This window comes from Enterococcus sp. DIV0294, from assembly GCF_050558155.1.
Classification (GTDB): domain Bacteria; phylum Bacillota; class Bacilli; order Lactobacillales; family Enterococcaceae; genus Enterococcus; species Enterococcus faecalis.
Genome location: NZ_CP187889.1, coordinates 2,333,405 through 2,346,895, shown reverse-complemented (window position 1 = coordinate 2,346,895; position 13,491 = coordinate 2,333,405). Strand labels below are relative to the sequence as shown.

The following is a 13,491-nucleotide window of genomic DNA, read 5'->3' as shown; positions in this document are numbered from 1 at the left end:
AATGCTAGAAAGTAGTGAAGTGAAGATGTATCAAACGATTTTATTTGATTTAGATGGCACAATTACGGATTCTGGTAGCGGCATTATGCGTTCTATTTTATACGCAACAGAACAATTAGGCTGGCCAGCTCCTAGCGAGGAGACATTACGTTCTTTCATAGGGCCGCCTTTATATGAGTCGTTTTTGCACATGGCGCCTTCAGCTGAAGCAGCGCAACAAGCCGTGGGTCATTATCGAGCGTATTATCAGAGAAAAGGTATGTTTGAAAATCATGTGTATCCAGGGATTCCAGAAGTGTTAACAAGGTTAAAGGAAGCGGGAGCAAAGTTATACATTGCGACTTCCAAACCAGAAGAATTTGCTAACAAGATTATTACTCATTTTGATTTAGATCGTTATTTTACAGGCATCTATGGAGCGAGTATGGACGGTCATCGTTCTAAAAAAGCAGATGTGATTCAGTATGCATTAACGGAAGCTCAATTAGACCCAACCAAAGAAGCAATTATCATGGTTGGTGATCGTAATCATGACATTCTTGGTGCTCAACAAAATGGCTTAGATAGTATAGGTGTCTTGTATGGATTTGGTGAAGAAACAGAATTACAAGAGGCGGGAGCGACATTCCTAGTACAATCGCCTAAAGACTTAGGTGCTATTTTGCTACAAAATTCTTAATAGAAAATGGATTTTCGATAAATTTAGGAGGATTTTAAGATTTATTATCGTTTCAATAGAAAAGCGCCATCATAGGCTTTAAACGTTGTCAATGATGAATTTTTTATCGGGGAATGACGGTCTTTTTATTAAAAACATTTAATTTTAAAGAGGTTTCATGTATAATAGTTTCAGTCATAAACGATAGAATAGTAAGGAGGGTTAGTTTTGGCTAATGATAACCAAAATAACCAAGATCCCAAATCTTCGCTTAGAGATCAAGTAACTGGGTCTTTAAAAGGTAGAAATGATGGCGATCAACCTGATTCCTCTGAAAAAAATGATAGGTCTCCCCAACCTTCATCTGATGAATCACAAGAAACAGCGAGCCGCACGACACAAACACGTGCAGGTTCTAGAGCTGCTCGAAGACGTGGGAAAGACAAGACAACACAGACAGTCGAAGAGCCAACCCCGATTGAAACAGACGAAAAGCCAACAAATAAAAAAAAACAAACACGTAAAAAAGAAGATCGTTTAGTCGGTCGTATCGTGTTAATTGTAGTTTCTGTATTGGTTTTAATGATGGCAATCTTTGGGTTTACTTTTTATAAATATGTAGACGCTGGGCTACAACCACTAGACAAGAACAATAAGAAGCTTGTTCAAGTGCATATCCCAGAAGGATCTTCTAATAAGCAAATTGCTGCGGTTTTAGAAGAAAGCAACGTCATTAAAAGCGGAATGGTTTTTAACTACTACGTAAAATTTAAAAACTTAACAGATTTTCAAGCGGGCTATTATCAAATGTCTCCAAGCATGACACTCGATGAAATTGGTGAAATGCTAAAAGAAGGAGGCACGCCAGAACCAACTAAAATCGCAGATGGCAAAGTAACGATTCCTGAAGGCTACGATATAGATAAAATTGGCGAAGCCATTGAAAAAAATACGGATTTCAAGAAAGCAGATTTCATTGCATTAATGAAAAACGAGGACTTCTTCAATCAAATGAAGGCTAAGTATCCTGATTTACTTGAAAGTGCTGCAACCGCAGAAGGTGTTCGTTATCGCTTAGAAGGGTATTTATTCCCAGCGACTTATGATTACTACAAAAAAGCAACACTTCCTGAATTTGTCGAACAGATGGTTGCTAAAATGAACACAGTAATGGAACAATATACGCCGACAATTCATGCAAAGAATTTAACCAATCAGCAAGTCTTAACGTTAGCTTCATTGGTTGAAAAAGAAGGAGTCAAAGAAGCAGACCGCAAACAAATTGCGCAAGTATTCTTTAACCGCTTGGCTGCCGATATGCCAATCCAATCAGATATTTCTATTTTGTATGCTCTAGGAGAACACAAAGAAACTGTAACGTATGCTGACTTGGAAGTGGACTCGTCTTATAACTTGTATAAAAATACTGGTTATGGACCAGGACCATTAGATAGCCCAAGTGAGGAGTCAATTAAAGCAGTCTTGAATCCGACACCAAGTGACTATTTATACTTTGTAGCAGATATTTCTACAGGAAAAGTATACTTCTCAAAAACATATGAAGAACATCAAGTATTAGTAGATCAGTATGTCAATAATTCAAGTAGTGAATAAAATGAAAACATAAAAGAGCTTGGTGAATCAATTTTGTATGATTCACCAAGCTTTTAGATACTCAAAAAGTAATCTGTTTAACAGAGGGAAAGAATAGCAACTAGAAATTTATATAAATAAAATTTAGCAAAATCACAAAAATTCAATAATTATATTTACAATTTAGAAAAAGCGTGGTACTCTTTTGTGGATTGAAAGCGGAATTTTTTTCAATAACCAACCAAGAACTACGTATCGTTAAGCGAAAAAGGAGAATTAACATGGTAGAAAAAGTATATCCAATGACTCTTGAAGGAAAAGAAAAATTAGAACAAGAGCTAGAAGAATTAAAAACAATTAAACGTAAAGAAATCGTAGAGCGTATTAAAATCGCTCGTAGCTTTGGGGATCTTTCAGAGAACTCAGAGTATGAATCAGCTAAAGATGAACAAGCTTTCGTTGAAGGACGTATTACAACGTTAGAAAATATGATTCGTTTTGCAGAAATCATCGATAATGATGGCGTGGACCAAGACGAAGTTTCCATCGGTAAAACAGTTACTTTCCAAGAATTGCCTGATGGAGAAGAAGAGGAATACACAATCGTAGGAAGTGCCGAAGCCGATCCATTTTCTGGTAAAATTTCTAACGATTCACCGATTGCGCAAGCCTTAATTGGTAAACAATTAGGCGACCAAGTGATTATTGCAACACCTGGTGGCGACATGACAGTTAAAATTACAAAAGTTGAAGCAAACTAAATAATTGAGTAGGGCAGGCAGCTTCCAAGGCCTGTCCTTTCGCAATTTATGACATTTAGGGCTAAAGTCCTATGGTAACCTGAGGCGCAAACCACTATGATTAAATAAAATAAACGAGTAAAATAAATGACAGAGGGAGGAGGCAAATCTATGAATAACCCTTGGCGCTTTTTTATCGTCGCAGAAGCATTACTTTTTATTCTGGCGTTATGGCAAATTGTACATAATCCTGGATTAGCTGTTTTATTAACAATTGGCGTTTTACTTGTGGCCTACGTTTCCAGGAAAGCATCTAAAACACATTTTAACAACTTTCAATTCGTCCTCGGCGTTGTTTTTATTGTCATTGGTGCAATGAACAGCACGGCTGTTTGGTTTATGTTGATTTTTGGCGTACTCTTTATCGGCTTAAAAGGCTTTGAGATTTCAGGCGTGGATATAGCTGAGCGAGCACCTTGGCGTAAAAAACAAATGATTATGGTGGAGACGGCGGCAAAAGAACCTAAAAATGGCAAACGATTTAAACGCCGTTGGTTTGCCAACGAACGCATTGGTAACAATATCTATGAATGGGACGATATCAATATTGATTTAATCTCTGGGGACACCATTATTGATTTAGGTAATACGCTACTACCGAAAGAAGACAATATTATTATTATTCGTAAAGGTTTTGGCCGTACACGAATTCTAGTACCGTTAGGTGTAGCTATTTTGTTAGAACATTCAACTTTTTACGGAACGGTACGTTTTGAAGAAGAAAAATATCAATTGAAAAACGAATCATTAAAAATTTACAGCAATGATTACGATACCAATCTTCGTCGTTTGAAAATTATGACGAACACTTTAGTAGGAGATGTTGAGGTGATCCGTGTATGACCGATCGGATTTCAAGACGCATGATTTCATTATATGCGTCCCTTAGCACCTTTATTGTTATCTTAATTACATTGTTTTCATATTTTCATTCGATTAAACAAAACCGGTGGCTATTAGAGCTTCTTCAGAGAAAAGTCTTTTATTTACCACTAATTGTGCACATTGTTCTCATATCCTTACTAATAGGCTTATTGACCTTTTTACTGATTTCATTGGTTCAAAAAGGGCAATATGGACGGATTGAAGAAAAACTTCGGTTATTGGCCAATGGCAATTATGAAAGTCCAGTCTTAAACAAACCAACGACCAGTGAAAATCAAGACCATTATCTAACCGAAGTCGAACAAGATATTTGGTCGATTAAAAATAAATTATTAGAGATGTCTAAAGAATTGCAATTATTAAACAGTCGACCGCAATTAATGGATGGGCAAACAAAAGAAGAAATTTTAGAGAACGAGCGGCATCGTTTGGCGCGGGAGTTGCATGATTCAGTCAGTCAACAACTTTTTGCAGCCATGATGATGTTGTCTGCCTTAAATGAACAAGCACAACGAACAGAAACCCCGGAACCATATCGTAAACAACTAGCCATGGTGGCAGAAATCATTAATGCCTCCCAATCGGAAATGCGCGCGTTACTATTGCACTTGCGTCCTATCAGTCTAGAAGGAAAAAGTTTGCGTAAAGGTATTGAACAATTACTGAAAGAACTACAAACAAAAATTAAAATTGAATTGATTTGGGATGTTGAAGATGTTCATTTAAATAGCAGCATTGAGGATCATCTTTTCCGAATTGTGCAGGAGTTACTTTCAAATACCTTAAGACATGCCAAAGCAAAGGAATTAGAGGTATACTTACACCAAGTCGATAAAAACGTGTTATTGCGTATTGTTGATGATGGTGTCGGCTTTGATATGAAGGAACAAAGTAATAAAGCCGGTAGTTATGGCTTAAATAATATCCGAGAACGTGTTGTCGGCATGGGCGGTACAGTTAAAATTATTAGTTTTAAAGGGCAGGGAACCAGCGTTGAAATTAAAGTTCCTGTCATAAAGGAGGAAACTGCAAGTGATCAAAGTAATGTTAGTGGATGACCATGAAATGGTCCGTTTAGGCGTTTCATCATATTTATCTATTCAAGAGGATATAGAAGTCGTAGGCGAAGCAGAAAACGGTAAGATTGGCTATGAAAAAGCATTGGAACTACGTCCAGATGTTATTTTGATGGATTTGGTAATGGAAGAAATGGACGGCATTGATTCAACAAAAGCGATCTTGAAAGATTGGCCAGAAGCCAAGATTATTATTGTGACGAGTTTTATTGATGATGAAAAAGTGTATCCGGCGATTGAAGCTGGTGCAGCGGGCTACCTATTAAAAACATCAACAGCACATGAGATTGCTGATGCAATTCGGGCGACTTATCGCGGAGAGCGTGTGTTGGAACCTGAAGTGACGCATAAGATGATGGAACGGTTAACAAAAAAACAAGAGCCGGTGTTGCACGAAGATTTGACAAACCGGGAACACGAAATTTTAATGTTGATTGCACAAGGTAAAAGTAATCAGGAAATAGCTGATGAACTCTTTATCACTTTGAAAACAGTTAAAACACATGTTTCAAACATTTTAGCAAAACTAGATGTGGATGATCGGACCCAAGCGGCGATTTATGCTTTTCAACATGGTTTAGCCAAATAAATATCAGATAAATCCATAAATAAATTCTAGGAAATCCTTCTAGGAATTTATTTATGGATTTGTTATACTAATTTTAACGAACAGACAGGAGCGGTCAGAAGAAATGAAACAAAATTTTGCAATTATTGGTTTAGGACGTTTTGGCGGCAGCATATGCCAAACTTTGGTGGAAGCTGGTCAAGAAGTTTTGGCCATTGACAGCAGTGAAGACCGTGTCAATGAATATATGAATATTGCAACGCATGCAGTGGTGGCTAACGCCCAAGATGAAATGACGTTGCGTTCTTTAGGAATTCGGAATTTTGATCACGTAGTGGTGGCAATTGGTGAAGATATTCAAGCGAGTATTTTAGTGACACTAATGGTTAAAGAGATGGGGGTTCCCAATGTCTTGGCCAAAGCAGTCAATGAATATCATGCCCGTGTCTTAGATAAAATTGGGGCAGATATGGTCGTTCACCCAGAGCGAGATATGGGTATTCGAATTGCCCATAAACTTGTTTCACGCAATATTTTAGATTATATTGAATTATCTAGCGAATTTTCATTAGCTGAGGTTCGGGTCACCAATCCTAAATTTTACAATAAAACCTTAGCAGAATTAAATTTCCGTCAGCGATTTGGTTTAACTGTGGTAGCGATCCGCCGCTCGAAAACAGAAGTAATTGCTTCGCCAGATGCTTCTGAAATTGTTCGAGAAAACGACAATTTATTAGTTATCGGTGATACCGCAGATGTCGATTTATTAGATGAAAAAATGAATGGCTAAGCACTTTATTCTCTAAAAGCACTGCGCTGTGCTACAATAAATGGCGACAGAGATGTGAAGGAGGAACAAAGAATGAAATTAGAAGTGACACCGAAAGCCCAACAATGGTTTAAAGACGAAACCGGGGTTCAGCCTGAGACAGGCATTCGTTTTTTCGGAAAAATTTACGGAAAAACACCTGTTCATGATGGTTTTTCCATTGCGATGTCTGTAGAAGCGCCAGATGAGCCAATGATTAAAGAGAACCTAGATGGGATTACCTATTTTATTGAAGAAACAGATGATTGGTTCTTTAAAGGGTATGATTTGATTGTTGATTATGATGAAAAGAATGATGAACCGCGTTATCAATTTGAAGCAAACCAAGAAGATTTAACAAAATAATTTTAGTGCTAAACAAAAGAGGCTGAAGTAGTGCGTAGGACTATTTCTGTTGCTTTCGTTTAACCGCTAGTCAGCCTGAGAAAAAATCGTTTTGGATTTTTTCCCCAGGTTCTTTCTATTTAAGTTCTTTTTAGTTGGATATCGTTATTTAATAAGGCTATTATATGGTATAATGATAATTAACTGAAGTGTGGAGGAAATAAAATGTTATCAATTGTTGTCCCTTGTTATAATGAGGAAGCAGCGATTCCGCTGTTTTTTGAAGAAGTAGAAAAAATTAGCCAGCAACTGTCTCATTCAGTAGAATATATATTTGTGAATGATGGCTCAAAAGATAAGACGTTAGCTGTTTTAAGACAGCTTTATCGCGAACATCCAGAGAAGGTCCGTTATCTTTCTTTTTCACGAAATTTTGGGAAAGAAGCAGGCTTATACGCTGGTTTAAAAGAAGCAACAGGTGACTTAGTGACAGTCATGGACGTTGATTTACAAGACCCGCCTGAGTTATTACCTCAAATGATTGAGATGATTGAAACCAGTACAGATTTAGATTGTGTTGGCACACGACGCATAACAAGAGACGGCGAACCGCCCATTCGTAGCTTTTTTGCACGGATGTTCTATAAACTCATTAATCGAATTGCTGAGACGGAAATGGTGGATGGTGCCCGTGACTTCCGTGTCATGACCCGACAAATGGTCGATGCGATTTTAGAGTTATCTGAGTATAATCGTTTCTCAAAAGGGATTTTTAGTTGGGTCGGCTTTAAAACAGAATATATTGAATTTAAAAATCGAGAACGAATTGCTGGAGAAACCTCTTGGTCTTTCTGGAGTCTATTAAGTTATTCAATTGACGGGATTGTCAATTTTTCAGAAACACCATTGAATATTGCTTCATACGTTGGCGCCTTTTCGTGTATTGGTTCTGCACTAGCAATGTTAGTGATTATCTTTCGAACATTAGTTAATGGTGATCCAACAAGCGGCTGGCCTTCAATGGTTTGTATTGTACTTTTTGTAGGTGGTTTGCAACTATTATGTTTAGGAATTATTGGTAAATATATCGGCAAAATTTTCTTAGAAACGAAAAAACGACCAATTTATATTGTAAAGGAATCAGAAAAAGATTCTAAAAAATAACCAAAAAAGCAGAGAAAAATTCTCTGTTTTTTTGTTGTGCATTAAAAAAAGTGTGAATAGACTTTTCAGAAAAACAACATTTTTTACATAAAAAATACATTAACTTTACCTATTTTTATCTTAATGAAACAGCTTTGCTCTCGCGGTTGCAAGAAATAAATGTTAAAATCAAAAGGTATGCTATTAAATGTTTTTTTGGAGGTTGGGTCATGATAGAAGTTATCGACTTGAAAAAAGTATTCGATAATGGGTTTGAAGCGTTAAAATCGGTCAATTTTACGATTGAGCAAGGGGACTTGGTTTGTTTGTTAGGACCAAGTGGGTGTGGGAAATCCACAATTTTAAACTTAATTGCAGGTTTATTACATCCAAGTGATGGAGATATTCAGTTTCGACAGCAATCGGTTGTCAAAACAGCACCAAAAGATCGGAACATCGGATTCGTTTTTCAAAACTATGCCTTATATCCACATATGACTGTTCTAGAAAACGTAATGTTTCCTTTGACGGTAGGAAGTAAGAAAGTTCCCAAGGCAGAGGCACAAGCTATTGCCGAAGAATATATGAAACTAACGAATATTGAAGAGTTAAGCCATAAAAAGCCAGGCACACTTTCTGGTGGTCAACAACAGCGTGTTGCGATTACCCGGGCGTTAGTTCAAAAACCAGATGTTTTATTATTAGATGAGCCTTTAAGTAACTTGGATGCACGTTTGCGTTTGAAAATTCGTGAAGAAATCCGCCGCTTGGTGAAAGAAGTAGGCATTACAACAATCTTTGTAACGCACGACCAAGAGGAAGCGCTATCAATCAGTGATAAAATTATTTTATTAAACGAAGGGGTTATTCAACAAAATGATGAACCTCAAAACCTTTACTTAGAACCAAATAACTTATTTGTTGCTCAGTTCATAGGTAACCCAATTATTAATTTATTGTCTGTTGAAGTGAAAGACGGCAAAATGTACCATGAAAGTTTTGAAATTCCGCTTGAGCGTTTTGAGCAAGCACGCTTTAAAATGCCAATGACTGATGGGAAATATACGTTTGCTTCTCGTCCAGAAGATGTGGTACCAGCTGAAACAGGTCTCTTTACCACAACGACAGATTTAGTGGAATTGATTGGTCGAGAACGTATTTTACGATTTACATTAGGAAATGAACAAGTGAAATCAATTGTAAGTGTAGAAGAAGCGATTGAAGAAGGAGACACTTTATCTTTTGATTTTTCATATAAAAAAGTATTTATCTTTAACGAAGCGGGAGACCGGGTTTACTAATGAAAAAATACAATCCAGAAAATCAACCAAAAGCATGGCTCTTCCTTCTGCCATCATTAGGAATCATTTTACTGTTTAGCGTTTATCCACTGTTTCGTTCTTTGTGGATGAGCTTCCAAAAAGGTTCCTTAATTAACCAACGCTACGCTGGTTTAGAAAATTATCAACGTGTATTGAATGATCCAATCTTCTATAAAGCGTTAAAAAATACAGCGCTCTATGCATTTGCTGTGGTACCGATTGCCTTGATAATTTCCCTAGCAATTGCTTGGATTATCTTTGAAAAAGTTAAACATAAGAGTTTCTTTGAAACGATTTTCTTTATGCCTTATGTAACGAGTACGATTGCCATTGGGATTGTCTTCCGTTACTTCTTTAATGGCGATTATGGAATTGTCAATTACGTCTTAGGCTTTTTCGGCATTCCTTCTGTCAACTGGCTAGATAATGTTCAAATGAGTATGCCGACATTGATTATTTTTGGGGTTTGGACGAGTTTAGCATTTAATATTATTATTTTGTTGGCTGGGTTGAGAAATATTGATGAAGAACATTTTAAAATTGCAAAAATGTTTGGCGCCTCAGACGGCGAAATTTTCCGACGTATTACGTTTCCGCAGCTAGTCCCGACCATTGCCTTTTTATTAACGGTCAATTTAATTGGCGCCTTTAAAGTTTATACACAAGTTTATGCTTTATTCGGTGGTCGTGCGGGGATTGCCAACAGTGCCACAACCGCAGTGTACTATATTTATGACAAATTCCACATTGCAGGGCGTCCCGGAATTGCGATGGCCGCCACAGTGATTTTATTTGTGATTATTTTAGTGGTCACTTTCTTACAAAATAAACTCTTAAAGAAAGTGGGGCAATAAGCCAATGAAAAAAGTTTTAACGATTATCGCATTTGTTTTCTTAGGCATTTTAGCCGTTATTACGTTATTTCCATTTGTCTATATGATTTTAGCTGGTTTAATGAGTTACTCTGAAGCGACCAGCATGCCGCCAACCATGTTTCCGAAACAACCACAATGGCAAAACTACACAGAGGTCTTTCAAAAAGCACCCTTTCTTCGGTATTTCTTGAACACAGTCTTTGTTTCAGGTGTTACAACGATTGCTACGGTAGTCACCGCCGTGTTAGCTTCATTCGCGTTAACGAGTTTGAAGTTCCGTTTTAAAAATGTGGTCATTGCTTTGATGATTTCGTTGTTAATGGTTCCATATGAATCTATTATCTTTACCAATTATCAAACGATTGCGCAATTAGGTTTGTTAAATACTTACAGCGCCTTAATTATTCCATTTTTAACTAGTATTTTTTATATTTACTATTTAAACGGGTATTTAAAAGGTATTCCTGATACTTTTTACAAGGCTGCCAAGATTGATGGCGCTAGTGATTTAGAATATATTTGGCGTATTTTAGTACCAATGTCAAAACCAGCGTTGGTAACAGTAGGGATTTTAACATTCATTTCTAGTTGGAATTCTTTCTTGTGGCCATTGTTGGTGACGAACGAGAAAAAATACCGTCTATTGAATAATGGACTATCGGCCTTTGCGACAGAGAGCGGTAGTGACGTACATTTACAAATGGCTGCTGCAACATTAACCGTTATTCCAATTTTAATTATTTACTTGATTTTCAGAAAAGAAATTATCAGAGGAGTTGCAAAAAATGGAATCAAAGGCTAAAACAACTGTGACTTTTCACAGTGGCATTTTAACAATTGGAGGAACCGTGATTGAAGTGGCGTATAAAGATGCCCACATCTTCTTTGATTTTGGTACAGAATTTCGACCAGAATTAGATTTGCCCGATGATCACATTGAAACCTTAATTAATAATCGTTTAGTGCCAGAATTAAAAGACTTATATGATCCACGTTTAGGTTATGAATATCATGGTGCAGAAGACAAAGAGTATCAACACACAGCTGTTTTCTTATCTCATGCCCACTTAGATCATTCACGCATGATTAATTATTTAGACCCAGCTGTTCCGTTGTACACCCTAAAAGAAACGAAAATGATTCTAAATAGTTTAAATCGAAAAGGTGATTTTTTGATTCCATCACCGTTTGAAGAAAAGAATTTTACCCGAGAAATGATTGGTCTTAATAAAAACGATGTGATTAAAGTTGGCGAAATTTCAGTGGAAATCGTACCTGTCGATCATGATGCGTACGGTGCTTCGGCATTACTGATTCGCACGCCTGACCATTTCATCACATACACAGGTGATTTGCGCTTACATGGCCATAATCGTGAAGAAACTTTGGCTTTTTGTGAAAAAGCCAAACATACTGAATTATTAATGATGGAAGGCGTAAGCATTAGCTTCCCAGAACGTGAACCAGATCCAGCCCAAATAGCGGTTGTCAGTGAAGAAGATCTTGTTCAGCACTTGGTTCGTTTAGAACTAGAAAACCCGAATCGACAAATTACCTTTAATGGTTATCCAGCAAACGTAGAACGTTTTGCTAAGATTATTGAAAAGTCACCACGTACAGTCGTTTTAGAAGCAAATATGGCTGCGTTGTTACTTGAAGTATTTGGAATAGAAGTTCGTTATTATTATGCTGAATCTGGTAAAATATCAGAATTGAATCCAGCGTTAGAAATCCCGTATGACACGTTACTAAAGGACAAAACAGACTATTTGTGGCAAGTTGTGAACCAGTTTGACAACCTCCAAGAAGGTAGTTTATACATTCACAGTGATGCACAACCGTTAGGGGACTTTGATCCACAGTATCGCGTGTTTTTAGATTTGTTGGCTAAAAAAGACATTACTTTTGTCCGTTTAGCTTGTTCAGGACATGCAATTCCAGAAGATCTGGATAAAATTATTGCATTGATTGAACCTCAAGTATTGGTTCCAATCCATACGTTAAAACCAGAAAAACTGGAAAACCCGTATGGTGAAAGAATATTGCCAGAACGTGGCGAGCAAATTGTTTTATAAATTTTTTTAAGGGAGAGAAAAAAATGAAGTTCAAAACTCTAGCAACAACAGTGTTAGCAACCGCAGCTATTTTCGCATTGGGGGCTTGTGGTAACGGTAATGGGGCCAAAGAATCAAACGATATTGTGAAAGAAGTGAAGGAAGATACGACAATCACTTTCTGGCATGCAATGAATGGGGTTCAAGAAGAAGCGTTAACAAAATTAACGAAAGACTTCATGAAAGAAAATCCAAAAATTAAAGTGGAATTACAAAATCAATCTGCTTACCCTGATTTACAAGCCAAAATCAATTCGACTTTAACTTCACCAAAAGATTTACCAACAATTACGCAAGCGTACCCAGGCTGGTTATGGAATGCTGCACAAGATGAAATGTTAGTGGACTTAAAACCATATATGGATGATGACACAATCGGCTGGAAAGATGCAGAGCCAATTCGTGAAGTATTGTTAGACGGCGCCAAAATCGACGGCAAACAATACGGCATTCCATTTAATAAATCGACAGAAATGTTATTCTATAATGCTGATTTGTTGAAAGAATATGGTGTTGAAGTACCGAAAACATTAGAGGAATTAAAAGAAGCTTCTAAAACAATTTACGAAAAATCCAACAAAGAAGTCGTTGGTGCTGGTTTTGACTCGTTAAATAACTATTACGCAATTGGGATGAAAAACAAAGGCGTTGATTTTAATAAAGACTTAGATTTAACAAGCAAAGATTCACAAGAAGTCGTGGACTATTACCGTGATGGTATCGAAGCAGGGTACTTCCGCACAGCTGGTTCAGATAAATATTTATCTGGCCCATTTGCAAACAAAAAGGTAGCAATGTTTGTCGGTAGTATTGCTGGTGCTGGTTTTGTTCAAAAAGATGCTGAAGCTGGTGGCTATGAATACGGTGTTGCACCACGTCCTGAAAAAATCAACTTACAACAAGGAACAGATATTTATATGTTCGATAGTGCTACGCCAGAACAACGGACAGCGGCATTTGAATTCATGAAATTCTTAGCAACGCCTGATTCACAATTGTACTGGGCACAACAAACAGGTTATATGCCAATTTTAGAATCTGTTTTACACAGTGATGAGTACAAAAATTCTAAGACAACCAAAGTACCTGCACAACTTGAAAACGCAGTAAAAGATTTATTCGCTATCCCAGTAGAAGAGAATGCTGATTCAGCCTATAATGAAATGCGGACAATTATGGAAAGTATTTTTGCTTCATCAAATAAAGACACGAAAAAATTATTGAAAGATGCAACATCACAATTTGAACAAGCATGGAACCAATAATCAATAAATAAACAGACGTGGGAGGTTGGGATCTGAGTC

14 protein-coding genes are annotated in these 13,491 nt (G+C 37.0%); all 14 read left to right on the top strand.

Annotated elements, in window-relative coordinates:
- The first annotated feature begins 1 nt into the window (after position 1).
- Positions 2–679: an HAD family hydrolase gene (locus IGJ20_RS11440; RefSeq protein WP_161970869.1), complete on the top strand. Its 678-nt coding sequence runs from the start codon at positions 2–4 to the stop codon at positions 677–679.
- A gap of 207 nt (positions 680–886) precedes the next feature.
- On the top strand, positions 887–2,272 hold the full coding sequence (gene mltG / locus IGJ20_RS11435; RefSeq protein ID WP_430605226.1) for an endolytic transglycosylase MltG: 1,386 nt from the start codon (positions 887–889) through the stop codon (positions 2,270–2,272).
- Between the two features lie 260 nt (positions 2,273–2,532).
- The gene (greA, locus tag IGJ20_RS11430) at positions 2,533–3,012 is read left to right on the top strand and encodes a transcription elongation factor GreA (RefSeq protein WP_002355133.1); all 480 of its coding nucleotides are present in this window, start codon (positions 2,533–2,535) and stop codon (positions 3,010–3,012) included.
- A gap of 150 nt (positions 3,013–3,162) precedes the next feature.
- Positions 3,163–3,894 (top strand): cell wall-active antibiotics response protein LiaF, encoded by a 732-nt coding sequence (liaF, locus tag IGJ20_RS11425; protein WP_002381168.1) that lies wholly within the window; start codon positions 3,163–3,165, stop codon positions 3,892–3,894.
- Positions 3,891–4,994 (top strand): sensor histidine kinase, encoded by a 1,104-nt coding sequence (locus IGJ20_RS11420; protein ID WP_002365182.1) that lies wholly within the window; start codon positions 3,891–3,893, stop codon positions 4,992–4,994. The genes liaF and IGJ20_RS11420 overlap by 4 nt, the downstream gene beginning before the upstream one ends.
- Positions 4,969–5,601, top strand: a complete 633-nt coding sequence (locus IGJ20_RS11415; RefSeq protein WP_002355137.1) for a response regulator — start codon at positions 4,969–4,971, stop codon at positions 5,599–5,601. The genes IGJ20_RS11420 and IGJ20_RS11415 overlap by 26 nt, the downstream gene beginning before the upstream one ends.
- A gap of 103 nt (positions 5,602–5,704) precedes the next feature.
- Entirely contained in the window at positions 5,705–6,370 is a 666-nt protein-coding gene (locus IGJ20_RS11410; protein WP_002355139.1) for a potassium channel family protein, read from the top strand.
- Between the two features lie 54 nt (positions 6,371–6,424).
- Entirely contained in the window at positions 6,425–6,754 is a 330-nt protein-coding gene (locus IGJ20_RS11405) for a HesB/YadR/YfhF family protein (RefSeq protein ID WP_002368320.1), read from the top strand.
- A gap of 204 nt (positions 6,755–6,958) precedes the next feature.
- A complete protein-coding gene (locus tag IGJ20_RS11400) occupies positions 6,959–7,897 on the top strand; it encodes a glycosyltransferase family 2 protein (RefSeq protein WP_002355141.1) in 939 nt (312 codons plus the stop codon).
- 146 nt (positions 7,898–8,043) lie between these two features.
- On the top strand, positions 8,044–9,177 hold the full coding sequence (locus IGJ20_RS11395; protein WP_002396511.1) for an ABC transporter ATP-binding protein: 1,134 nt from the start codon (positions 8,044–8,046) through the stop codon (positions 9,175–9,177).
- Positions 9,177–10,052, top strand: coding sequence for a carbohydrate ABC transporter permease (locus IGJ20_RS11390; protein ID WP_002355143.1), 876 nt, complete (start codon positions 9,177–9,179; stop codon positions 10,050–10,052). Before IGJ20_RS11395 ends, IGJ20_RS11390 begins: the two co-directional genes overlap by 1 nt.
- A gap of 4 nt (positions 10,053–10,056) precedes the next feature.
- The gene (locus IGJ20_RS11385) at positions 10,057–10,875 is read left to right on the top strand and encodes a carbohydrate ABC transporter permease (RefSeq protein ID WP_002355144.1); all 819 of its coding nucleotides are present in this window, start codon (positions 10,057–10,059) and stop codon (positions 10,873–10,875) included.
- The gene (locus IGJ20_RS11380) at positions 10,859–12,148 is read left to right on the top strand and encodes an MBL fold metallo-hydrolase (RefSeq protein WP_048738057.1); all 1,290 of its coding nucleotides are present in this window, start codon (positions 10,859–10,861) and stop codon (positions 12,146–12,148) included. Before IGJ20_RS11385 ends, IGJ20_RS11380 begins: the two co-directional genes overlap by 17 nt.
- A 23-nt stretch (positions 12,149–12,171) precedes the next feature.
- Entirely contained in the window at positions 12,172–13,452 is a 1,281-nt protein-coding gene (locus IGJ20_RS11375) for an extracellular solute-binding protein (protein WP_002359172.1), read from the top strand.
- Positions 13,453–13,491 lie beyond the last annotated feature (39 nt).

Excerpts from the sequence above, each read along its gene's own strand:
- IGJ20_RS11410 (WP_002355139.1), top strand. The coding sequence starts at position 5,705 with ATGAAACAAAATTTTGCAATTATTGGTTTAGGACGTTTTGGCGGCAGC.
- liaF (WP_002381168.1), top strand. The coding sequence starts at position 3,163 with ATGAATAACCCTTGGCGCTTTTTTATCGTCGCAGAAGCATTACTTTTT.
- greA (WP_002355133.1), top strand. The coding sequence starts at position 2,533 with ATGGTAGAAAAAGTATATCCAATGACTCTTGAAGGAAAAGAAAAATTA.
- IGJ20_RS11385 (WP_002355144.1), top strand. The coding sequence starts at position 10,057 with ATGAAAAAAGTTTTAACGATTATCGCATTTGTTTTCTTAGGCATTTTA.
- IGJ20_RS11375 (WP_002359172.1), top strand. The coding sequence starts at position 12,172 with ATGAAGTTCAAAACTCTAGCAACAACAGTGTTAGCAACCGCAGCTATT.
- IGJ20_RS11380 (WP_048738057.1), top strand. The coding sequence starts at position 10,859 with ATGGAATCAAAGGCTAAAACAACTGTGACTTTTCACAGTGGCATTTTA.
- IGJ20_RS11440 (WP_161970869.1), top strand. The coding sequence starts at position 2 with ATGCTAGAAAGTAGTGAAGTGAAGATGTATCAAACGATTTTATTTGAT.
- IGJ20_RS11420 (WP_002365182.1), top strand. The coding sequence starts at position 3,891 with ATGACCGATCGGATTTCAAGACGCATGATTTCATTATATGCGTCCCTT.
- IGJ20_RS11390 (WP_002355143.1), top strand. The coding sequence starts at position 9,177 with ATGAAAAAATACAATCCAGAAAATCAACCAAAAGCATGGCTCTTCCTT.
- IGJ20_RS11400 (WP_002355141.1), top strand. The coding sequence starts at position 6,959 with ATGTTATCAATTGTTGTCCCTTGTTATAATGAGGAAGCAGCGATTCCG.